Annotated in this window: 18 protein-coding genes, 1 tRNA gene and 2 pseudogenes; 15 read left to right on the top strand and 6 right to left on the bottom strand. The window is 51.7% G+C overall.

The window, feature by feature from the left end; genetic code table 11:
* Positions 1–25: 25 nt before the first annotated feature.
* From tssC to FEK66_RS14445, 9 genes and pseudogenes are all read left to right on the top strand, one after another.
* Positions 26–1,573, top strand: a complete 1,548-nt coding sequence (tssC, locus tag FEK66_RS14485; RefSeq protein WP_130207939.1) for a type VI secretion system contractile sheath large subunit — start codon at positions 26–28, stop codon at positions 1,571–1,573.
* Positions 1,574–1,591: 18 nt separating this feature from the next.
* Positions 1,592–1,858: pseudogene (tssK, locus tag FEK66_RS14480) on the top strand (type VI secretion system baseplate subunit TssK); the annotation flags it as partial.
* A gap of 2 nt (positions 1,859–1,860) precedes the next feature.
* A pseudogene (locus FEK66_RS14475) lies at positions 1,861–2,538 on the top strand (OmpA family protein); the annotation flags it as partial.
* A gap of 4 nt (positions 2,539–2,542) precedes the next feature.
* On the top strand, positions 2,543–3,034 hold the full coding sequence (gene hcp, locus FEK66_RS14470) for a type VI secretion system effector Hcp (protein WP_024558534.1): 492 nt from the start codon (positions 2,543–2,545) through the stop codon (positions 3,032–3,034).
* 176 nt (positions 3,035–3,210) lie between these two features.
* The gene (gene tssH, locus FEK66_RS14465) at positions 3,211–5,850 is read left to right on the top strand and encodes a type VI secretion system ATPase TssH (protein WP_135495041.1); all 2,640 of its coding nucleotides are present in this window, start codon (positions 3,211–3,213) and stop codon (positions 5,848–5,850) included.
* Positions 5,851–5,951: 101 nt separating this feature from the next.
* The gene (tssA, locus tag FEK66_RS14460; RefSeq protein ID WP_135495040.1) at positions 5,952–7,547 is read left to right on the top strand and encodes a type VI secretion system protein TssA; all 1,596 of its coding nucleotides are present in this window, start codon (positions 5,952–5,954) and stop codon (positions 7,545–7,547) included.
* A 230-nt stretch (positions 7,548–7,777) separates the two neighbouring features.
* Positions 7,778–8,023 (top strand): type VI secretion system baseplate subunit TssF, encoded by a 246-nt coding sequence (locus tag FEK66_RS26235; RefSeq protein ID WP_135407807.1) that lies wholly within the window; start codon positions 7,778–7,780, stop codon positions 8,021–8,023.
* On the top strand, positions 8,016–8,465 hold the full coding sequence (gene tssE, locus FEK66_RS14450) for a type VI secretion system baseplate subunit TssE (protein WP_130207931.1): 450 nt from the start codon (positions 8,016–8,018) through the stop codon (positions 8,463–8,465). The genes FEK66_RS26235 and tssE overlap by 8 nt, the downstream gene beginning before the upstream one ends.
* Positions 8,466–8,588: 123 nt before the next feature.
* Positions 8,589–9,992, top strand: a complete 1,404-nt coding sequence (locus tag FEK66_RS14445) for a VasL domain-containing protein (protein ID WP_135407803.1) — start codon at positions 8,589–8,591, stop codon at positions 9,990–9,992.
* Positions 9,993–10,067: 75 nt separating this feature from the next.
* Here FEK66_RS14445 and FEK66_RS14440 read toward each other — a convergent pair.
* Positions 10,068–10,143 (bottom strand) — tRNA-Phe (locus FEK66_RS14440).
* Between the two features lie 105 nt (positions 10,144–10,248).
* A complete protein-coding gene (locus FEK66_RS14435) occupies positions 10,249–10,956 on the bottom strand; it encodes a DUF554 domain-containing protein (protein WP_130207927.1) in 708 nt (235 codons plus the stop codon).
* 401 nt (positions 10,957–11,357) lie between these two features.
* Here FEK66_RS14435 and speC point away from each other — a divergent pair, with 401 nt between their 5' ends.
* Complete coding sequence (speC, locus tag FEK66_RS14430; RefSeq protein ID WP_135407801.1) at positions 11,358–13,493, top strand: ornithine decarboxylase; 2,136 nt, start codon at positions 11,358–11,360, stop codon at positions 13,491–13,493.
* Positions 13,494–13,540: 47 nt separating this feature from the next.
* Here the strand turns inward: speC and nupG are convergent, their stop codons facing one another.
* The 4 genes from nupG to mutY all read right to left on the bottom strand — a co-directional run bounded on the left by nupG (position 13,541) and on the right by mutY (position 17,496).
* On the bottom strand, positions 13,541–14,797 hold the full coding sequence (gene nupG, locus FEK66_RS14425) for a nucleoside permease NupG (RefSeq protein WP_130207923.1): 1,257 nt from the start codon (positions 14,795–14,797) through the stop codon (positions 13,541–13,543).
* Between the two features lie 199 nt (positions 14,798–14,996).
* Positions 14,997–16,076: a membrane-bound lytic murein transglycosylase MltC gene (gene mltC / locus FEK66_RS14420; protein WP_135495061.1), complete on the bottom strand. Its 1,080-nt coding sequence runs from the start codon at positions 16,074–16,076 to the stop codon at positions 14,997–14,999.
* A gap of 64 nt (positions 16,077–16,140) precedes the next feature.
* Positions 16,141–16,416 (bottom strand): oxidative damage protection protein, encoded by a 276-nt coding sequence (locus tag FEK66_RS14415; RefSeq protein WP_000091700.1) that lies wholly within the window; start codon positions 16,414–16,416, stop codon positions 16,141–16,143.
* A gap of 27 nt (positions 16,417–16,443) precedes the next feature.
* On the bottom strand, positions 16,444–17,496 hold the full coding sequence (gene mutY / locus FEK66_RS14410) for an A/G-specific adenine glycosylase (protein WP_135487289.1): 1,053 nt from the start codon (positions 17,494–17,496) through the stop codon (positions 16,444–16,446).
* Positions 17,497–17,656: 160 nt separating this feature from the next.
* Here mutY and trmB point away from each other — a divergent pair, with 160 nt between their 5' ends.
* The 5 genes from trmB to FEK66_RS14385 all read left to right on the top strand — a co-directional run bounded on the left by trmB (position 17,657) and on the right by FEK66_RS14385 (position 21,951).
* Positions 17,657–18,376 carry a tRNA (guanosine(46)-N7)-methyltransferase TrmB gene (gene trmB / locus FEK66_RS14405; protein WP_021542238.1) on the top strand — a complete coding sequence of 240 codons (720 nt, stop codon included), beginning with the start codon at positions 17,657–17,659 and terminating at the stop codon, positions 18,374–18,376.
* The gene (locus tag FEK66_RS14400; RefSeq protein WP_001107564.1) at positions 18,376–18,702 is read left to right on the top strand and encodes a YggL family protein; all 327 of its coding nucleotides are present in this window, start codon (positions 18,376–18,378) and stop codon (positions 18,700–18,702) included. Before trmB ends, FEK66_RS14400 begins: the two co-directional genes overlap by 1 nt.
* Before the next feature lie 183 nt (positions 18,703–18,885).
* Positions 18,886–19,605: a DUF2884 family protein gene (locus tag FEK66_RS14395; RefSeq protein ID WP_000984799.1), complete on the top strand. Its 720-nt coding sequence runs from the start codon at positions 18,886–18,888 to the stop codon at positions 19,603–19,605.
* 175 nt (positions 19,606–19,780) lie between these two features.
* Positions 19,781–20,827: an L-asparaginase 2 gene (ansB, locus tag FEK66_RS14390; RefSeq protein ID WP_000394125.1), complete on the top strand. Its 1,047-nt coding sequence runs from the start codon at positions 19,781–19,783 to the stop codon at positions 20,825–20,827.
* 116 nt (positions 20,828–20,943) lie between these two features.
* Positions 20,944–21,951, top strand: coding sequence for a DUF1202 family protein (locus tag FEK66_RS14385; protein ID WP_138211485.1), 1,008 nt, complete (start codon positions 20,944–20,946; stop codon positions 21,949–21,951).
* Positions 21,952–21,962: the final 11 nt, after the last annotated feature.

Below are 21,962 nucleotides of genomic sequence, written 5' to 3'. Positions count from 1 at the left end.
ACGATTTAACGGATTAATAAGGAATATGTTGATGTCTGTAAATAATGAGAATGCCACTGCTGGCGAGAGTGTGGTCCTTGAACGTCCTGTGGCAAGTGGAGTTTATGCGTCCCTGTTTGAAAAAATTAATCTGAGCCCAGTCTCAGAGTTGAGTGCACTGGATATTTGGCAGGATGCACAGGCGATGTCGGATGCGACCGCGGATGAACGTTTAACGGCCGGGATGCAAGTGTTCCTGGAATGTCTGACTAAATCCGGCTCTAAAGTTGAAAAGCTCGACAAAAATTTGATTGACCACCATATCGCTGAACTGGATTACCAGATAAGTCGCCAACTTGATGCAGTTATGCATCATGAGGCCTTTCAGGCGGTAGAAAGCCTGTGGCGGGGCGTGAAATCGTTGGTTGATAAAACCGATTTCCGCCAGAACGTGAAAGTTGAACTGCTGGATATCTCTAAAGAAGACCTGCGCCAGGATTTTGAAGATAGCCCGGAAATTATCCAGAGTGGTTTGTACAAACACACATACATCGATGAGTATGACACTCCGGGCGGCGAGCCGATTGCCGCGCTGATTTCCTCTTACGAGTTTGATGCTTCTGCGCAGGACGTGGCGCTGATGCGTAATTTGTCAAAAGTGTCTGCTGCGGCACATATGCCCTTTATCGGTTCTGCGGGGCCGAAATTTTTCCTGAAAGAGTCAATGGAAGAGGTCGCGGCCATCAAAGATATTGGTAACTACTTTGACCGCGCCGAGTACATTAAATGGAAAAGTTTCAGGGATACGGATGACTCCCGATACATGGGGCTGGTCATGCCTCGCGTGCTGGGCCGTTTGCCGTATGGCCCGGACACAGTACCGGTACGTAGTTTTAACTATGTTGAAGAAGTAAAAGGCCCGGATCACGATAAATACCTGTGGACCAATGCCTCCTTCGCTTTTGCGGCCAACATGGTGAAAAGCTTCATCAACAACGGCTGGTGCGTGCAAATCCGTGGCCCACAGGCCGGGGGGGCAGTGCAGGACTTGCCCATTCATCTGTATGATCTCGGTACGGGTAATCAGGTCAAAATTCCGTCAGAGGTGATGATCCCGGAAACCCGCGAATTTGAATTCGCAAATCTTGGATTTATTCCCCTGTCGTACTACAAAAACCGCGATTATGCCTGTTTCTTCTCGGCGAACTCCACGCAAAAACCTGCGCTCTACGACACTGCTGATGCCACTGCAAATAGCCGCATCAATGCGCGTTTGCCGTACATCTTCCTGCTGTCGCGAATCGCTCATTACCTGAAGCTGATTCAACGGGAAAACATTGGTACAACCAAGGATCGTCGTCTGCTGGAACTGGAGCTTAATACCTGGGTTCGTGGTCTTGTGACAGAAATGACCGATCCGGGCGATGACTTGCAGGCTTCTCACCCGCTGCGTGACGCGAAAGTGCTGGTGGAAGATATCGGGGATAACCCAGGCTTCTTCCGCGTGAAACTCTTTGCTATCCCCCACTTCCAGGTGGAAGGGATGGACATCAACCTATCACTGGTTTCCCAGATGCCAAAAGCCAAGTCGTAAGGCGAGGGGAAATCAAGGATGAAAATTTTTCGCCCACTTTGGGAGGACGGGGCTGCGCTGGCCCCGCAACAGTTCCAGCAGCAGGCCCGCTGGAATGCGCACGTTGCCGATACCGTTGCAAGGATGGGGATTTCCCATCCCTGGGGCGTGGTGAATGCTGAATTTGACACCGCCGCCCTGGCGCTGTCACGGCTAAATGCTACCCGTCTGGTGGTACGTTTCCAGGATGGCACGATCGTTGATACCGACCTGGCGGATAATCTTCCTCCGGTTTGTGATTTATCCGTCGCAATGTCGGCGACCACCTTGCCTTATACCACCATCTTACTGACACACCGGCAGAACCTAAACTCCGGGCCCAACAGCGTCTGCGCGCTGATGGTGCACTGCTGGATGACTGGCATCGTCGCGGTGAGCCTGTGCGTTATCGCCTTGGACTGTATCAGGGACTGCGTCTTGTACCTGTTATTGAAGCCGTCATGGATGACCTGGCACCACCGTCGTTCTCTTCACCTGTTATCCAAAAAATCGTCCCGGGGCAGAAGATTATCCGCCTCGACAGTATGTCGCTATTTGATTCCGGCAAATCGGTGCTGAAGGCCGGGTCCACCAAAATGTTGGTTAATTCACTGGTGGGAGTCAGAGCAAAACCGGGCTGGTTGATTGTGGTCGCTGGCCACACGGATAACACCGGGAACGCACAACTAAACCAGACGCTTTCTCAGAAACGTGCCGAAGCGGTGCGCGTCTGGATGCATGAAACCGGTGACGTACCGGAAAGCTGTTTTGCGGTACAGGGCTATGGCGAAAGCCGTCCGGTCGCAACCAATGACACCCCAGAGGGCCGTGCGCTCAACCGGCGTGTCGAAATCAGTCTGGTACCGCAGGCTAATGCCTGTCAGATACCTGGACACACCCTGGCGTCATCGCAGGATGATGGCGCATCACAACATAATGGAGAGTAATTCCATGGCAATACCTGTTTATCTTTGGCTGAAGGACGATGGCGGCGCGGACATCAAAGGGTCTGTTGACGTTCAGGATCGTGAAGGCAGCATCGAAGTCGTGGCTCAGGAACACAACCTGTACATCCCGACTGATAACAACACAGGCAAACTGACCGGCACCCGTATCCATACCCCGTTCCTGTTCACCAAGGAAATCGACTCCTCCAGCCCGTACTTGTACAAGGCAGTGACCACCGGTCAGACCCTCAAGTCTGCCGAATTCAAGTGGTACAAAATCAACGACGCAGGCCAGGAAGTGGAGTACTTCAACACCAAACTTGAGAACGTGAAAGTGGTGAAGGTGAATCCTGAAATGTATGACATCAAGGATCCTTCTAAAGAGAAGCACAACCACCTTGAGCGCATTGAACTGCGTTACGAAAAAATCACCTGGACCTACAAAGACGGCAACATTATTCATTCCGATTCCTGGAACGAACGCGCCACCGCCTAAGCCACGAGCGGACAGAGTTTCTCTGTCCGTTTTTTGTTTTTGCTGAACGTCTGAAGCCAACGGGCTTTCAGCAAAAACTCCACAATCTGTCAGCACGACCGTATGCGCTTTGGTCTTCCTCACGGAAAACAGCGAGGGGCGGTAGCGTGTTCAGAAACCGACAAAGAGAGATATTCATGGAAAATCCAGCCATTTTGCTGCGACGTCTGAACCCTTATTGCGCCCGTGCGATGGAAGGCGCGGCTTCACTCTGTCAGATTCGCGCGCATGCGGAAATTTTGCCAGAGCACTGGCTGCTGAAACTTCTTGAGCAGGGCGAGGGGGATCTCACCGTGCTGGCACGCCGCTACGAGTGGGACATGGACACTCTCTGGCAAGATTTGCTTGCCTGGCTCGACAAACAACCGCACTCGGTGCGCCATCGCCCGCAGCTTTCAGAAAATATCCAGGTATTGATGCAACAAGCCTGGCTGATTGCCTCACTGGCGGGAGAAGAACAGATTCGAAGTCACCACCTGCTGATGGCGCTGGTGGCTAAACAGAAGCTGGTGCGCTGCGATGGTCTGTGGCCATTGCTGACTCTGGGCCAGAGCCAGTTAGAGTGCCTGCGCCCGCTACTGGATGCTCAGTCAGACGAGCGTGCGCAGGTACAGCAGGAAGCCGAAATTACGGGGAGCCATGGTGGGGACGTGGAGTTTATCGGGCGTCCAGTAGGGAGTGAGATGAAAGATGGGGAACTGAGTCCGGCGCTGCAGAATGCGCTGGATAAATTCACCCATGACGTCACCGCCCAGGCGCGTGAAGGTAAAATTGATCCGGTATTTGGCCGCGATAGTGAAATCCGCCAGATGGTGGACATTCTTTCTCGTCGCCGAAAAAATAACCCAATCCTGGTCGGTGAGCCAGGTGTCGGGAAAACCGCACTGGTTGAAGGTCTGGCGCTCAGAATCTCTGACGGTAATGTCCCTGAATCCCTCAAACCGGTGGTGCTACGCACTCTTGACCTCGGGCTGCTGCAGGCGGGGGCGGGAGTGAAGGGGGAATTTGAGCAGCGCCTGAAAAACGTGATTAATGCTGTACAGCAGTCTCCGGTACCTATCTTGCTGTTTATCGATGAGGCCCATACCATCATCGGCGCAGGTAACCAGGCAGGTGGTGCTGATGCTGCCAATCTGCTGAAACCAGCCCTTGCGCGCGGTGAGTTACGTACCATCGCCGCGACGACCTGGTCTGAGTATAAACAATACTTTGAGCGCGATGCCGCACTCGAACGCCGCTTCCAGATGGTGAAAGTTGACGAGCCGGACGACGACACGGCTTGTCTGATGTTGCGTGGCCTGAAATCCCGTTATGCCGAACATCATAATGTGCACATCACTGATGATGCGGTGTGCGCTGCCGTTACGTTATCCCGACGTTATCTGACAGGCCGTCAACTCCCGGACAAAGCCGTTGACCTGCTCGACACTGCAAGCGCTCGCGTGCGTATGAGTCTCGACACCGTACCCGAACAGTTGACCCGTATCCGTTCCCGGATTACCTCTCTTAAAATGGAGAGACAAGCTCTACAGGAAGACATTACCGTCGGTAATCAAAACCACGGTGAACGCTTGACGGCAATTGAACAGGAAGAGAAAAACGTCATCGTTGAACTCCACGAACTTGAAACCCAGTACGGCCAGGAACTGAAACTTACTGAACAACTACGGGAATGCCGCCAGGACATTTCCCGTCAGTGCGAAACGCATGCCCTGCAACAGGAGCTGAACGGTTTACAGCAGGGCAATCCGTTGTTGTCGGTGGATGTGGATGTTCGCACTGTTGCAACAGTGATTGCCGACTGGACCGGCGTGCCGCTTTCTTCGCTGATGAAAGACGAACAGACTGAACTGCTTACCCTGGAAAATGAAATCGGCAAGTGTGTAGTCGGTCAGAATATTGCGCTTGAAGCCATCGCCCGGCGCCTGCGCGCCGCTAAAACTGGCCTCACCTCTGAGAACGGTCCACAGGGTGTATTCCTGCTGGTTGGTCCAAGCGGTGTAGGAAAAACTGAAACCGCGCTGGCGCTGGCGGATGTGCTGTACGGTGGCGAAAAATCGCTGATTACCATTAACCTGTCGGAATACCAGGAGCCACACACAGTTTCCCAGCTGAAAGGTTCTCCACCTGGTTACGTCGGCTACGGCCAGGGCGGCATCCTTACCGAAGCCGTACGTAAGCGTCCGTACAGTGTGGTGCTGCTCGATGAAGTCGAAAAAGCGCACCGTGACGTGATGAATCTGTTCTATCAGGTATTCGATCGTGGTTTTATGCGCGACGGCGAAGGGCGAGAAATTGACTTCCGCAATACCGTTATTTTGATGACCTCCAACCTTGGTAGCGACCACCTGATGCAGTTGCTGGACGAACAACCGGAAGCCACCGAGGCAGACCTGCACGAACTGCTGCGCCCGATACTGCGCGACCACTTCCAGCCTGCGCTGCTCGCCCGTTTCCAGACCGTGATTTACCGTCCGCTGGCAGAAGCAGCCATGCACACGATTGTGGAGATGAAACTCTCCCAGGTCAGCCAGCGCTTACAGCGCCACTACGGCCTGACCACGCTGATTGACGAAAGTCTGTACGACGCGCTGACCGCTGCCTGCCTGCTGCCGGATACCGGGGCGCGCAATGTCGACAGCTTACTCAACCAACAAATTCTGCCGGTGCTGAGCCAGCAATTGCTGATTCATATGGCGGCGAAACAAAAGCCAGCGTCGTTGACGCTGGGGTGGAATGATGAAGAAGGGGTTGTGCTGGAGTTTAAATATGACTGAAGGAACCTTATGAGTCTGACAGATACCATCTTCAGCACGGCGAAAGTGGCAGTGACAGACCCGGTCGCCAGCACGAACCGTGATGCGGTGGAGGTCAATTGATGAGCACGTTAAATGCCCTGGTTAGCGCCTGTCAGACAGAGCCGACGACACTCCTTGACGCTACCCGTGAGCGAGTGGTGCAGTGGAGCAATTGGCTGCAGCCGTTACCCGGAGAGTCATCAGTGGGGGATGACCCAGGTTATGACGATGGCTTCCAGCAAATGCGCGAGGAGGTCAACAAACTCTCCGGGGCGGATACTGAGCTTATCTGCCAGTTGGCGGAGAAAGTGCTCACCACCACTGCTAAAGACATTCGTGTGGCGACGTATTACTGCTGGGCCAGGTTGCATCGTGAAGGCGAGCAGGGGCTGGCAGAGGGACTCGAACTGCTGGCGGGTCTGATAGACCGTTTCGGTGTGCAACTGCATCCACAGCGCAACCGCAGCCGTAAGGCAGCACTGGAGTGGCTGGCAGGTTCACGCATGACGGATTCTCTTTCACTGTATCCGGAAGTGGTCAGGGAAGATGCGCTGCGCACCATCGGTGCGCTGCTGCTGATAGCGCAGCTCACCGAAAATGAGCCGGATGAAACCCGCCCAGAACTTAACGCGCTGTATGGTGCGCTGGAAAACCGCCTGCAGAAAGCGGGCGGTGTGGATGCAGTTGTACCGCAAAACGCCAGTACTACTGAGACACTTTCCACTGCGAGTCACAGCGATGCCCCAGCTATTGGGAGAATCACTTCCGGTCAGGATTTGCTGGCGCAGGCGCGCACACTCAGCGAATACCTGCGCGAACAGCCCGACGGTTGGTTGTCGGCGCACCATCTGATGAAAAGTCTGCGTCACGATACCCTGCAGGCTATTCCGGCTCCAGATGCACAGGGGCGAACTCGCATCGAACCCCCAAGAGCAGACCAGCGAGCGCTGCTCAAACGTCTGTACCTGCAGCAAAACTGGGCTGAAATTCTGGAAACGGCAGACAGTACCTTTTCCCGCGGTGCTAACCACCTGTGGCTGGATCTGCAATGGTATATCCACCAGGCGCTGACGAAGTCCGGTAAGGAGATAGTGGCTGACATTATTGCCGCTGATCTGAAGGGGCTACTGACTCGACTATCCGGGCTGGAGACGCTGGCATTCAGTGACGGTACGCCGTTTGCTGATGAAGTGACGCTTAACTGGATCCAGCAGAGCGTACTGGATACTACTGCTGGGTGGGGCAATGAAACGCCTTCCGCCCGTATGGCCGAAGTGAACGACGACATTCTGGCTCTGGAGTCGGAAGCCGTGGCGCTGGCGGACAGCGAAAGCCCGGATGCGGCACTGAGCTGGTTACAGCATCGACCAGGCATCGCCACTGCGCGGCAGCAGTGGCTGCTTCGCCTGCTAATGGGGCGTATTGCAGAACAGTACGGAAAAAATGAGCTCGCGGTGCACCTGTTTGCAGAGCTGGGTGAGCGTGCCACAGAAGTGGCCCTTAGCGACTGGGAACCCGAGCTGCTGTTTGAGGTACAGGCCCGTCATCTGAAACTCCTCAGACTGAAAGCCAGTCGCAGTGAGGCTGACAAGATTCGCCTCGGGCCTGCTATGGAAAAATTGCTAGGCGGGCTGATTCAGCTCGATCCGGCGCGGGCCGCGGTGTTATGTGGTTAGAGAAAGTTATTGGCTGGATAAAAGGAGGATGAATAAGTGTGGCTCATAATTTATAGCAAGGTACTTTCTCACATTTTTTCATCTGGTCAGTCATTCAGAAAAATAACTACTGAATTTGAGATTTTAAATGAGGAGATAAAACCTATGTCTCTGACTACTCGCGAAGTGGTGAGATAACTTCCACTTTTGGGGAAGAAAACATTGTTTCCTATATTTTGAGTAACTATTTTATGGAAAATTTAACCCCGCGTTATTACGACGCAGAAATGCGCTACCTGCGTGAAGCCGCGAAAGAGTTTGCACACAATCATCCGGACCGGGCAGCGATGTTAGACCTGGATAAGGTCGGCACTCCGGATCAGGTGAATAACACCTGGCGGATCGTGTTGAGTCGTGACGACCTTGACCCGGATTCAGCCAGAATCATTGAAGCAGGGAGTGAACGGTTGACTCTGAAGGCGTTGAAAGATGAATGACACTCCGCGTCCGTCGCTATATGAAACCCTGTTTGGGAATTTTACCGGAGGTCTGGATCTGAATCAGGTTAGCGAGCAGAACCAGATAATCCTCTCAGTACTGGACAATATGCAGCGCATTCTTAACAGTCGTGCCGGCACGCTGGCACATCTGCCGGACTATGGTCTACCGGATATGACAAAAATTCTCCAGGGAATGCCGGGGACGGCGCATGAAATGATGGGGACGTTATCTACCGTACTGCTCAAATATGAGCCGCGTCTGAAAAAAATAACCGTTGTTCTGCTGGAACAGGCAGTCCCTGGCGAGCTGTGCTATGCCATTGACGCTGAACTCAAAGATGTTGGTCTGGTGCGTTATGGCACTGAATTTATGCCTGAAGGGCGAGTCCTGTTGAGACACCTGAAACAGCAGTATCTCGACACGGCAGCTCGTATTTAAGGTCTGGTTTTAGCGTTTCTCCCTAACCCCGTCAGTATCTGCTACGCCCTGAATATGCAGAACACCAAGCTGCATAAACAATCATCTTCTATAACCGCAAGTACGTCAGATGGATAACTGGTCATGAATGACATTACCCCACGTAGAATTAAAACCGGCGGTGACCCGCGAAGGCTACCGGATTATGCCGCTTTGTGTGATGAACTCAATAAGCTAACGCATCCGGCACGTCCTGATGTGAACTGGCGTTATGCTGAAAAACTGTGTCTCTCACTGTTTGAGCAAAATGGTGTTGAGCTGCAGACTGCGGCCTGGTATACGCTGGCCCGTACGCAGCTGGCCGGATTGTTTGGTCTGAATGAAGGGTTGGCAATACTGGAGGCTCTGATAAGCCATCAGTGGGGTGTGCTTTGGCCACAGCCTGTCCATGTTCGGATTGAGATCCTCAGTAATCTGAGCCAGCGTTTGCAACAACGGATGCGCTCACTTCCGCTGAAATACAGCGACCTTAGCCAACTGTATCGGGCAGAGCAACTGCTTACCCGTTTGGGGGCAGTTTTACAGCGCCTGGAACTCAGACATCTCAGTCAGCTGGATACATTGCGTACCCTGATACATAACAACGCTGTCAGGCTGGAGAACAGCGATGACACAATCTGTACAGGGGCGACAATTCAGTCGGGTATCGTTTCGCATGCTCCGGTCATGAATGACGTGGGTATAACAACAGGTTCCCATACTGGTCGTTCGTTTGAAGATATCCGGGCGCCAGACAGTGCAGTGCAATGGGTGTACGTTACACAGCCGAACGTGGAGGTACTGCCGGCAATACCTGAGCCAGTAAAAAAATGGAAATCTTTTGTCGGGGGGATGTGTACCATGCTGGTGATAGGTGCAGCAACGCTATGGACGTGGCAGTTTTTGCATCGTCCGGACCCGTTACAAACCCAGTTTACTGCCTCTCTGGCACCGTTACCCGCAGTACTCACGCCTGAACAATTGGATTTATTGCGTCAGCAATCTCCGTTGCCACAAGCTTTAATTACGCTAACACAACAGCAGCTTACGCTTCTGGACAAGCTACCGCCGGACTGGCTCATAACTAGGGAAAGGCAGCTTGTCGAACAGGCCCAGGTGATATGGCCGGAGCGCGCAAAGCCCCTGATACAGCAGTGGCAGCAACAATTTAATGTCGCTGCGTTGCCGACAGAAAATTTGAATGGCTGGCATCAGGGAATGGTTACGCTACAGAAACTGAGTGAACGACTGAACGGACTGGATGAGCATAAGGGGAAATACATGACGGTCAGTGAGCTGAAGTCAGTGGTGTTTTCAACGATACAGTCTTTTAATCAATCCATACCGGCTGAAGAGCAACTGCGGATACTGGAACAGTCGTCGGCAGGACAACCACTTCCTCCTGCCGCAGGGGCTGAGGCAGAGATGCATCTGAAACAGCTCATCGCCAGATATGCCGACATTAGACAGAATGCTTTGAAATTAAAAGGCGTTAACGATTACGAATGACCTGTAGCAACGATCTGAAATTTACCGTAGCCAGAAAAAGAAAAAGCCCCGCTTTGCAGCGAGGCCTTATAAATTTGGTGCCCGGACTCGGAATCGAACCAAGGACACGGGGATTTTCAATCCCCTGCTCTACCGACTGAGCTATCCGGGCAACGGGGCGCATTAAACCTGATTCGCCTCGTCTCGTCAATCAAATTTCTTCAATTTACGGCAGACTGCACAATCTATCATCAGTTTGCCGTTATCGCTCGTAATGTCAGGCAAACCAGGTGGTCCAGGCGGCGGAAAGCGGCATTGCCAGAAGGAGGGCAGGAAGCATGTTGACCACCGGGAACATTTTTATGCCGCAGATGCGTAAGCCGGTTGCCAGCAGCAATAAACCACCTACGGCGCTGAAGTCCGCCATCATCGACGGTGTGGTCAGCGGTAATATCAGCGCAGCAGCCCACGCCAGCGTTAACTGGATGATGAGCAATGGAATACTAATCACCGATACCGCAATGCCAAGTGAACAGGCGAAGATCATCGCTGTAAAGAAATCAAGAAATGACTTGGCGATTAAAATACTCGGATCGCCTGTCATCCCTTCATTCATCGCGCCGAAGATCCCGGTGCCGCTGGCACAAAACAGGACAATAATCGCGACAAAATTCTGAATAAAAGATTCATGCGCAGATTTCTTGCTCGAGTGACGAAACAGATTCTGCGCTTTAGCGACCGCAGTGTTGACGCCTTTTTCCAGCAGACAAATTTCGCCGATTAATGCCCCGAGTAGCGTAGCTAAAACCATCGCCGGAAGGTTGGCACATTTCACGACCAGTAAAATACCAATTCCCAGCGACGCCAGGCCAAAAATGGACGTCATAGAGACGCGGATGTGTTCCGGTAAGCGTTGGCTAAGCAGTGCGCCGAGGGCGCCACCCAGTAATACTGCACTTGCGTTGATAAAAGGGCCGATGACCACAAGAGTTCCTGTTAATTGTGTTGTTTGATGTTTTTATTATGAACTTTTTGCCCCGTCGATTGCTTGTCTGGTCGCAAAGTCCTGGCTTGCACGCGTTAGCGAAAAGTGCCATGATTGCGCGAATTTTCTCCTTCCTGTACGGAGCTTGCTTGATGCACGCCGCCTCCTTACATTCTTTCGCTTATCGCCGTTTCGCGCGAAATGTCTCCTGTTCTGTGACGCTGCTTTTTATGCGGTGACGTTAACGTATGCTCACTGCAGGGCAACAGTAAAATTAGAGCGTTTCTGCTTTTACTGATGTCTGGCGGTCGGAGCTGGTGACCAGTTTGACCCACATCTCATGGGGCAGGGGGTTCCACCTTGCCCGGTATTTTTACTTCCCCGAAACGGGTTTTGCGCTTATGAAATCAATGAGTATTGCCGCCAGTGGTGAACTGGTTTCCCGACTTTCTACCCATCGCCGCGTGGTGGCGCTGGAAGATACTGATTTTACGGACGTCGCGGCAGTCGTCATTACCGCTGCGGATAGTCGTAGCGGCATCCTTGCGTTACTTAAGCGCACCGGTTTTCATCTGCCGGTGTTTTTGTATTCTGAAGATGCGGTTGAATTGCCCGCGGGCGTTACGGCTATCATCAACGGCAATGAGCAGCAGTGGCTGGAGCTGGAATCCGCAGCCTGTCAGTATGAAGAGAATTTGCTGCCGCCATTTTATGACACGCTGACCCAGTACGTTGAGATGGGCAATAGCACCTTTGCTTGTCCTGGGCATCAACATGGTGCGTTCTTTAAAAAGCATCCTGCCGGACGCCATTTTTACGATTTCTTTGGCGAGAACGTCTTTCGTGCCGATATGTGTAACGCTGATGTAAAACTGGGCGATTTGCTTATTCATGAAGGTTCCGCAAAGGATGCGCAGAAATTCGCTGCCAAAGTCTTTCATGCCGATAAAACCTATTTTGTGCTGAACGGCACATCGGCGGCGAATAAGGTTGTGACGAATGCACTGTTAACGCGTGGTGATCTGGTGCTCTTCGACCGTAACAACCATAAGTCGAATCATCACGGTGCGCTGATTCAGGCGGGGGCGACGCCGGTGTATCTGGAAGCCTCACGCAACCCATTCGGGTTTATCGGCGGGATTGATGCGCACTGTTTTAATGAAGAGTATCTGCGCCAGCAAATTCGCGACGTTGCGCCAGAAAAAGCCGAACTGCCGCGCCCGTTCCGCCTGGCGATTATTCAGCTGGGAACCTATGACGGCACTATCTACAACGCCCGTCAGGTGATCGATACCATTGGGCGTCTGTGTGATTACATTCTGTTTGATTCCGCGTGGGTCGGGTACGAACAGTTTATCCCGATGATGGCAGATAGCTCGCCGTTGCTGTTAGAGCTTAACGAAAGCGATCCTGGGATCTTTGTTACCCAGTCGGTGCACAAACAGCAGGCGGGATTCTCACAGACATCGCAGATTCATAAAAAAGATAACCATATTCGCGGGCAGGCGCGGTTTTGCCCGCATAAACGGCTGAATAATGCTTTTATGCTCCATGCTTCAACCAGCCCGTTTTACCCGCTGTTTGCTGCGCTGGACGTTAACGCCAAAATTCATGAAGGGGAGAGTGGGCGTCGGCTGTGGGCTGAGTGTGTTGAGATAGGGATTGAAGCCCGGAAAGCGATTCTTGCGCGCTGTAAGCTGTTCCGCCCGTTTATTCCACCTGTTATTGATGGCAAATTGTGGCAGGATTATCCGACGTCAGTGTTAGCCAGCGACCGCCGTTTTTTCAGTTTTGAGCCGGGGGCGAAGTGGCACGGCTTTGAAGGATATGCCGCGGATCAGTATTTTGTTGATCCCTGCAAGCTGTTACTCACTACGCCGGGTATCGATGCTGAAACCGGCGAATATAGCGATTTTGGCGTTCCAGCGACGATTCTGGCGCACTATCTGCGTGAGAACGGCATTGTGCCGGAGAAGTGCGATCTCAACTCCATTCTGTTCTTATTAACTCCGGCGGAAAGCCACGAGAAGCTGGCACAGCTGGTGGCGATGCTGGTGCAGTTTGAACAGCATATTGAAGATGACTCGCCGCTGTCTGAAGTCTTGCCGAGCGTTTATAACAAATACCCGGTGCGCTATCGCGACTATACCCTGCGCCAGTTGTGTCAGGAGATGCACGATCTGTATGTCAGTTTCGACGTCAAAGACCTGCAAAAAGCGATGTTCCGCCAGCAGAGCTTCCCGCCAGTGGTGATGAATCCCCAGGACGCGCATAGCGCTTATATTCGTGGTGAAGTGGAGTTGGTGCGCATTCGTGATGCCGAAGGGCGAATTGCGGCGGAAGGCGCGCTGCCGTATCCACCTGGCGTGCTTTGCGTGGTGCCAGGAGAAATGTGGGGCGGAGCGGTCCAGCGTTATTTCCTTGCACTGGAAGAAGGCGTGAATTTGCTGCCGGGATTTTCGCCGGAGCTACAAGGTGTCTATAGCGAAACCGATGCGGATGGAATGAAACGGTTATACGGTTATGTGTTGAAGTAAGAATAAAAAACGGGGCACCTTCTGGCGCCCCGTTTTTCTTTGCGTAATTAGTGGTTAACAGTTTGTGTACCGGCAGGGACACGAACGTGTTTGTATTTAAACATCGCCATGAATGCGAAGGCCAGAATCACGGAGTAACCTGCGAAAATCAGCCATACGGTCTGCCAGTCGGTAATGCCGTTTTGGGTGTACATCTCAACCACTTTACCGCTCACGATGCCACCGAGGATACAGCCGAAGCCGTTGGTCATCATCAGGAACATCCCTTGCGCACTGGCGCGAATCGCCGGGCTAACTTCTTTTTCGACAAACACCGAACCAGAGATGTTGAAGAAGTCGAACGCACAGCCGTAAACAATCATCGACAGAACCAGCAGTACAGTACCGAACGGAGTCGGGTCGCCGTAAGCAAACAGCGCAAAACGCAGGATCCACGCCACGATACTGATCATCATTACGTTCTTAATGCCGTAGCGGCTTAAGAAGAACGGGATGGTCAGAATGAACAGGGTTTCAGAGATTTGCGAAATCGACATGATGATTGACGCATGCTGCACGATGAAGCTGCTGGCAAACATCGGATCTTTGTCGAAGCTGTGCAGGAAGGTATTACCGAACATGTTGGTAATCTGCAGTTCCGCGCCCAGCAGCATCGAGAAGATGAAGAAAATCGCCATACGCTTGTTTTTAAACAGCGCGAATGCATCGAGGCCGAGCAGCGTCGTCCAGCTCTGATTAGCTTGCTGTTTAGCAACCGGAATATACGGCAGCGTAAAGGTGAACAGCACCAGAACGGCGGAGAGTGCTGCGCCAATATATAGCTGCATGTGGCTCAATTCAAAGCCAGACAGGCTCACAACCCACATCGCCATGATAAAGCCGATAGTACCCCAGATACGGATTGGCGGGAAATCAGTCACGATATCCATTCCTGCATTTTGCAGGCGATAGTAGGAGATGGTGTTGATTAACCCAAGCGTTGGCATATAAGCAAACGAGTTAATCAATATCACGAGGAACATCGCCTCCGGAGTGGTAACTTGTGCCGCCATGAAGAGGGTGATTGCGCCGATGGTGTGACAAATAGCATACACCCATTTCGCACTTAACCATTTGTCGGCCACAATCCCCAGCAAAGCAGGCATAAAGACCGCAGCGATACCCAGCGAGCTATAAACAGCGCCAATGGAAGCACCGTCGAACTTCAGGGTAACGAACATATATGAGCCGAGGGTCGTCAGCCAACTTCCCCACAGACAGAACTGCAGAAAAGAGAGGATTTTCAGCTGCAGCTTAAGATTCATGTTAATTTCCTCACATCGTGATGCGGATGAGTGTTTTAAAAAGCACATTTGACCGTGCAAGATGATGCGATTCTATCAACTTCACTGACTGTTTTTTTGTTATCCGTGGCAAATAATTGCAAATAAACTCAATTTGCAAGGCAAAATTGTGATGCGTATAACACTTTGTCTCGGAGTATTGTCAGAGGCAAAGATGAAATTATCGGCGGCGGTAAGATTTCTGCGCCATGTTCACTTTATAAAGATAGCGACGAGATTCCGCAGACGGATGGCGGGTTGTCAGCGTCTGATAAACATCGCCCGGCGTCATAGTATTTATAATAGCGGCAGCCTGAATTTTATCGTTCGAGAAGACGCGTAATACGCTGCCTGCACCACCGTTATAGGCGGTGATGACGGCATAACGCCGCGACGTTGGGTTATCAATTCCGCCGAGATAAACATTATTCAGCATCGCCAGATACGCGGTGCCGGTATCAATATTGCTGGCAGGATCAAACAAGAAACTGCGGCTTGGCGTGCCGGATTTCCCCTGTGAGCGGAACACATCTTTCCCGGCAGTATGTTGTACCACCTGCATTAATCCCAGCGCATCGGAACGGCTGACCGCATACGGGTTAAAGGAAGATTCGGTCTGCATAATCGCCAGAATCAGCGACTCATCAACGCCATATTTCCGTGATGCCTGGCGGACCATGCCGAGATATTTGTGCGCACGTTTATCAAGGTGGTTCGGCACCATATTAATGGTCACGCTGTAGATGATACGCAGCCCATTGCTGCGGCTCTTCAGACGGTTTTTCAGCAGATAATCCGCGAAGTTACTCGCGCGACCTTCCCAGCGAATCGGCTGCCCGGTGTTATCCACCACCTGACCGTAAAGGAAAGGTTCTTTCGAAATCGTAATATCATCAACGTCGGAATAGAGATCGACCGAACTCGGATCGTCGCCCATCAATAATGTTTTGATGATTGCCCGGCGCAAATGCGCAGTAGGTTCTGTCCCGGCGATGGTTTCGATAGTAATCGTGCCGTCATCGAAGTTGATGTGGCTGCGGGTCTGATATTGATCGGTGTATTTCACGTAGTCCTTAGGACCGGCGATCACCACCTCTTTGAATCCCCAAATGTTCTCAATATTGTGGGCAAATTGCCCCATCAGAATATCAAAACCGTTGGTATCTTTGACCCAGGCTTCATTATAGGTATCGCCTTTTTTGGTCGTCGAACAGGAGATGAGCAACGGCGCAATCAAAGCCAGCGCGAGATATTTTTTCATCATTCCGGGTGCGTGTTGTGTTTGTTTTTATGCAAGTTGCCGGAGGCGTGCTCCGGCACTGTTTTTATTTTTTATCTTCCGGCGTATAGCCCTCGATATGCACCTCTTTACCCTCGAACAGGAAGTTGACCATCTCCTGCTCCAGCAGCTTGCGGTGCTCGGCATTCATCATGTTGAGTTTCTTTTCATTAATCAGCATGGTTTGTTTATGCTGCCACTGCGCCCAGGCTTCTTTGGAGATCTCGTTATAGATGCGTTTTCCCAGTTCGCCGGGGTACAGCTGAAAATCCTGACCTTCTGCTTCACGCTGCAGGAAAGTACAAAAAATCGTTCTGCTCATAAATCATCCTCTTTATCGACTCACGCGCTAAACCGGCGCGCCAGTGCGTAACTGCTGTAACAAACGCTCCACGGGAGCCGCCAGGCCAACTGACGGCGGTTGCGCTAAGTTATACCAGAGCGCATTGCCTTCATCCATGCAGTCGGTGAATGACGACACGGGAAGCCACATAGGCACAATATCTAAGTGGAAATGGCTGAAGGTATGCCGAAACGCGGTCAGTTGCGTCAGGTTATCGGCAGCAATCTGCCGTTGTGCCAGCCATTGCCGCAAACTTTCTTCGTCGGCAAACTGTGGGAAACAGTATAAACCGCCCCACAATCCGCTCGGCGGACGCTGCGCCAGCAATACTTCATCTTCGTGCTGTAACAGCAGAAAGTAGCCGGTGCGCTCCGGCAGCGTCTGTTTCGGCTTTTTGCCCGGATAAAGCGACCAGCTATTATTGGCGGCGGCAATACAACCGTTTTGCAGCGGGCAGAGCGAGCATTTCGGCTTCGAACGCGTACAAATCATCGCACCTAAATCCATCATCGCCTGATTAAACCGCTCCACGCCAACCGCGGGCGTCACCTGCTCGCTCAAACTCCATAATTTATTCTCGACCTCTTTTTTCCCAGGCCAGCCGCTTACAGCATAGCAGCGCGCCAGCACGCGTTTGACGTTACCGTCGAGAATCGGAAAGTGCTTACCCAGAGAAAGTGAGAGAATCGCGCCCGCAGTGGAACGCCCGACGCCCGGTAACGCCGCAACTTCTTCAAAGGTTTCCGGGAATTTACCGCCGTGTAAGGTGGCAACTTGTTGTGCCGCTTTATGCAGATTGCGCGCGCGGGCGTAATAGCCAAGCCCGGTCCACAAGTGGAGAACTTCGTCGAGCGGCGCGTTGGCGAGATCGGTCACCGTCGGGAAGCGCGCCATAAAGCGTTCAAAATAGGGGATTACGGTCGCAACCTGAGTTTGTTGCAACATCACTTCTGAGAGCCATACTTTGTAGGGCGTCTTGTCAATTTGCCAGGGCAGCGTTTTCCGCCCGTATTTATCGTACCAGTCCAGCACCTGGGCTGAAAATTGCGACGCTTGCATGGTCACCGAATTCACTGTTGTTGGGGGCAAGATTGCAGCACAGCCGCGACGGGGTGTAAACCGGAACTTTCCGCAGCCACGGCCTTATCATGCTTGCATCCGGCAACTAACTTTGGATAATGCCCGTTTTCAGAACACTTTCACAAGCGACTAAATCTTTATGAAAAACGACGTCATCTCACCGGAATTTGATGAAAACGGCCGCCCACTGCGCCGTATCCGTAGTTTTGTGCGCCGCCAGGGGCGACTGACCAAAGGCCAGGAACATGCGCTGGAAAACTACTGGCCGGTGATGGGCGTTGAGTTCAGCGAAGATATGCTGGATTTCCCGACGCTGTTTGGCCGTGAAGCGCCGGTGACGCTTGAGATTGGTTTTGGCATGGGGGCGTCGCTGGTGGCAATGGCTAAAGATCGCCCTGAGCAGGACTTCCTCGGCATTGAAGTGCATTCACCGGGCGTTGGGGCTTGCCTGGCTTCCGCGCATGAAGAGGGCTTAAGCAACCTGCGCGTGATGTGTCACGACGCGGTCGAAGTGCTGCATAAAATGATTCCTGACAATTCATTGCGCATGGTGCAACTCTTTTTCCCTGACCCGTGGCACAAAGCGCGCCATAATAAACGCCGTATCGTTCAGGTGCCGTTTGCCGAACTGGTAAAAAGCAAACTGCAGCTGGGTGGCGTATTCCATATGGCGACCGACTGGGAACCTTATGCGGAACATATGCTCGAAGTGATGTCTTCTATTGACGGTTATAAAAACCTGTCAGAGAGCAATGATTACGTACCGCGTCCGGCATCACGTCCGGTGACGAAATTTGAACAACGTGGTCATCGTCTTGGTCACGGAGTATGGGACTTAATGTTCGAGAGGGTGAAATAATGGCAAAGAACCGTAGCCGTCGTCTGCGTAAAAAAATGCACATCGACGAATTCCAGGAATTAGGATTTTCGGTGGCATGGCGATTCCCGGAAGGTACATCGGAAGAGCAGATTGATAAAACCGTTGATGACTTTATTAACGAGGTTATCGAACCGAACAAACTGGCCTTTGACGGCAGCGGTTATCTGGCCTGGGAAGGTCTGATCTGCATGCAGGAAATCGGCAAATGCACCGAAGAACATCAGGCGATTGTGCGTAAGTGGCTGGAAGAGCGCAAACTGGATGAGGTACGCACCAGCGAACTTTTCGACGTTTGGTGGGACTAATAAAGCATACGGGCGATGACAAATGCAAAACTGCCTGATGCGCTACGCTTATCAGGCCTACAAAGATGCACGATCGAGTAGGCCGGATAAAGCATTTACGCCGCATCCGGCATGGACAACGTGTACTTTGTTATCAATCTGGGGCCAGCAAATGCTGGCCTGATTTGTTCTTGAGGGAAGACTATGATGCGCAAAATGCTGCTGGCGGCAGCACTTTCAGTGACGGCAATGACCGCTCACGCCGACTACCAGTGCAGCGTCACGCCGCGTGACGATGTGATTGTCAGCCCGCAAACCGTGCAGGTGAAGGGCGAAAACGGCAATCTGGTGATCACGCCAGACGGCAATGTGATGTACAACGGCAAGCAATATTCACTGAACGCCGCCCAGCGCGAGCAGGCGAAGGATTATCAGGCCGAACTGCGCAGCACGCTGCCGTGGATTGATGAAGGTGCGAAAAGCCGCGTAGAGAAAGCACGCGTTGCGCTGGATAAAATTATCGTTCAGGAGATGGGCGAAAGCAGCAAAATGCGCAGCCGTCTGACCAAACTTGATGCGCAGCTGAAAGAGCAGATGAATCGCATTATCGAAACGCGCAGCGATGGCCTGACGTTTCACTATAAAGCCATTGATCAGGTTCGCGCCGAAGGTCAGCAGTTAGTGAATCAGGCGATGGGCGGAATTTTGCAGGACAGCATTAACGAAATGGGCGCGAAAGCGGTGCTGAAAAGCGGCGGCAACCCGTTACAGAATGTGCTGGGAAGCCTGGGGGGACTGCAATCCTCAATCCAGACCGAGTGGAAAAAACAGGAAAAAGATTTCCAGCAATTTGGCAAAGATGTTTGTAGCCGTGTTGTGACTCTGGAAGACAGCCGTAAAGCCCTGGTCGGAAATTTGAAATAATCCTCTAGTTTAAGACGGCATAATGCTTTTTTATGCCGTTTAATTCTTCATTTTGTTACCTGCCTCTAACTTTATAGATCTCCAAAATCTATTCACAAAGTAAATTGTTTAACGTCAAATTTCCTATACAAAGCTAAGGGATAATACGTAGCGTTCACGTAACTGGAGGAATGAAATGGAGTTTTTCAAAAAGACGGCACTTGCCGCACTGGTTATGGGTTTTAGTGGTGCAGCATTGGCATTACCCAATATCACCATTTTAGCGACTGGCGGGACGATTGCCGGTGGTGGTGACTCCGCAACCAAATCTAACTACACAGCGGGTAAAGTTGGCGTAGAAAATCTGGTCAATGCGGTGCCGCAACTGAAGGACATTGCGAACGTTAAAGGCGAGCAGGTCGTTAATATCGGCTCCCAGGACATGAACGATAATGTCTGGCTGACACTGGCGAAAAAAATTAACACTGACTGCGATAAGACTGACGGCTTCGTTATTACCCACGGTACCGACACGATGGAAGAGACTGCTTACTTCCTCGATCTGACGGTGAAATGCGACAAACCGGTGGTGATGGTCGGCGCAATGCGCCCATCCACCTCCATGAGCGCAGACGGTCCATTCAACCTGTATAACGCGGTAGTGACCGCCGCTGATAAAGCCTCCGCCAATCGTGGCGTGCTGGTGGTGATGAACGACACCGTACTGGACGGTCGCGATGTCACCAAAACCAACACCACCGACGTAGCGACCTTCAAGTCTGTTAACTACGGTCCGCTGGGATACATTCATAACGGTAAGATTGACTATCAGCGTACCCCGGCACGTAAGCACACCAGCGACACGCCGTTCGATGTCTCTAAGCTGAATGAACTGCCGAAAGTCGGCATTGTTTATAACTACGCTAACGCATCCGATCTTCCGGCTAAAGCCCTGGTAGATGCGGGCTATGATGGTATCGTGAGCGCTGGTGTGGGTAACGGCAACCTGTATAAATCCGTGTTTGACACTCTGGCAACCGCCGCGAAAAACGGCACTGCGGTAGTGCGTTCTTCCCGCGTACCGACGGGCGCTACCACTCAGGATGCCGAAGTGGATGATGCGAAATATGGTTTCGTTGCCTCCGGCACGCTGAACCCGCAAAAAGCACGCGTTCTGCTACAACTGGCTCTGACGCAAACCAAAGATCCGCAGCAAATCCAGCAGATTTTCAATCAGTACTAATCACTTCGCCCCGGTATCGCGCCGGGGCTTATTCACTTCAGACTCACGTCCATTGCCAATCATTATTACCCTGATGATAATCACTGAAATAAATTATTCCGCGCGAGGGTGTTCCGGTGAAAAAGCAATGGATTGTAGGCACGGCATTGTTCGTGTTGACGTCAGGTTACAGCTGGGCCGATGGCGAACCGCCAACTGAAAATATCTTAAAAGATCAATTCAAAAAGCAGTATCACGGCATTCTCAAGCTTGATGCCATCACTTTAAAAAATCTTGATGCTAAGGGTAATCAGGCCACCTGGTCAGCGGAAGGCGATGTCTCTTCCAGTGACGATCTCTATACCTGGGTCGGTCAGTTGGCAGATTACGAACTGCTCGAACAGACCTGGACGAAAGATAAACCGGTAAAATTCTCGGCGATGTTAACCAGTAAAGGAACGCCCGCGTCTGGCTGGACGGTGAACTTTTACTCTTTTCAGGCGGCAGCCAGCGATAGTGGGCGGGCGGTCGACGATATTAAAACGAATAATAAGTACCTGATTGTGAATAGCGAAGATTTCAATTATCGCTTTAGTCAGCTTGAATCAGCGTTGAATACCCAGAAGAACTCGATTCCTGCGCTGGAAAAGGATGTAAAAGCGCTTGATAAGCAAATGGTGGCGGCGAAGAAAGCAGCAGATGCATATTGGGGAAAAGATGCAAATGGCAAGCAAATGACCCGCGAAGACGCTTTTAAAAAAATTCACCAACAGCGGGATGAGTTTAATAAACAGAATGATAGCGAGGCGTTCGCGGTTAAATATGACAAAGAGGTTTATCAACCGGCGATTGCGGCATGTCATAAACAGAGTGAAGAGTGTTATGAAGTGCCGATTCAGCAGAAACGAGATTTCGATATCAACGAACAACGGCGACAGACTTTTCTGCAATCACAAAAACTTAGCCGTAAATTGCAGGATGACTGGATAACGCTCGAAAAAGGGCAATATCCGTTAACGATGAAAATTTCAGAAATAAACAGTAAAAAAGTCGCGATTTTGATGAAAATTGACGATATCAACCAGGCTAATGAACGCTGGAAAAAAGATACCGAACAACTGCGGCGCAATGGGGTGATTAAGTAATTGTTGCGATG

Source organism: Escherichia sp. E1130 (genome assembly GCF_005781065.1).
In the GTDB taxonomy this organism is placed as follows: Bacteria; Pseudomonadota; Gammaproteobacteria; order Enterobacterales; family Enterobacteriaceae; genus Escherichia.
Note: the sequence above shows the minus strand (reverse complement) of the source record. Positions and strands in the feature narration are given on the sequence as shown.

What these genes read in the sequence shown, in the direction of transcription:
- tssC (WP_130207939.1), top strand. Translation starts at nt 26, where the DNA reads ATGTTGATGTCTGTAAATAATGAGAATGCCACTGCTGGCGAGAGTGTG.
- hcp (WP_024558534.1), top strand. Translation starts at nt 2,543, where the DNA reads ATGGCAATACCTGTTTATCTTTGGCTGAAGGACGATGGCGGCGCGGAC.
- tssH (WP_135495041.1), top strand. Translation starts at nt 3,211, where the DNA reads ATGGAAAATCCAGCCATTTTGCTGCGACGTCTGAACCCTTATTGCGCC.
- tssA (WP_135495040.1), top strand. Translation starts at nt 5,952, where the DNA reads ATGAGCACGTTAAATGCCCTGGTTAGCGCCTGTCAGACAGAGCCGACG.
- FEK66_RS26235 (WP_135407807.1), top strand. Translation starts at nt 7,778, where the DNA reads ATGGAAAATTTAACCCCGCGTTATTACGACGCAGAAATGCGCTACCTG.
- tssE (WP_130207931.1), top strand. Translation starts at nt 8,016, where the DNA reads ATGAATGACACTCCGCGTCCGTCGCTATATGAAACCCTGTTTGGGAAT.
- FEK66_RS14445 (WP_135407803.1), top strand. Translation starts at nt 8,589, where the DNA reads ATGAATGACATTACCCCACGTAGAATTAAAACCGGCGGTGACCCGCGA.
- speC (WP_135407801.1), top strand. Translation starts at nt 11,358, where the DNA reads ATGAAATCAATGAGTATTGCCGCCAGTGGTGAACTGGTTTCCCGACTT.
- nupG (WP_130207923.1), bottom strand. Translation starts at nt 14,797, where the DNA reads ATGAATCTTAAGCTGCAGCTGAAAATCCTCTCTTTTCTGCAGTTCTGT.
- mltC (WP_135495061.1), bottom strand. Translation starts at nt 16,076, where the DNA reads ATGAAAAAATATCTCGCGCTGGCTTTGATTGCGCCGTTGCTCATCTCC.
- FEK66_RS14415 (WP_000091700.1), bottom strand. Translation starts at nt 16,416, where the DNA reads ATGAGCAGAACGATTTTTTGTACTTTCCTGCAGCGTGAAGCAGAAGGT.
- mutY (WP_135487289.1), bottom strand. Translation starts at nt 17,496, where the DNA reads ATGCAAGCGTCGCAATTTTCAGCCCAGGTGCTGGACTGGTACGATAAA.
- trmB (WP_021542238.1), top strand. Translation starts at nt 17,657, where the DNA reads ATGAAAAACGACGTCATCTCACCGGAATTTGATGAAAACGGCCGCCCA.
- FEK66_RS14400 (WP_001107564.1), top strand. Translation starts at nt 18,376, where the DNA reads ATGGCAAAGAACCGTAGCCGTCGTCTGCGTAAAAAAATGCACATCGAC.
- FEK66_RS14395 (WP_000984799.1), top strand. Translation starts at nt 18,886, where the DNA reads ATGATGCGCAAAATGCTGCTGGCGGCAGCACTTTCAGTGACGGCAATG.
- ansB (WP_000394125.1), top strand. Translation starts at nt 19,781, where the DNA reads ATGGAGTTTTTCAAAAAGACGGCACTTGCCGCACTGGTTATGGGTTTT.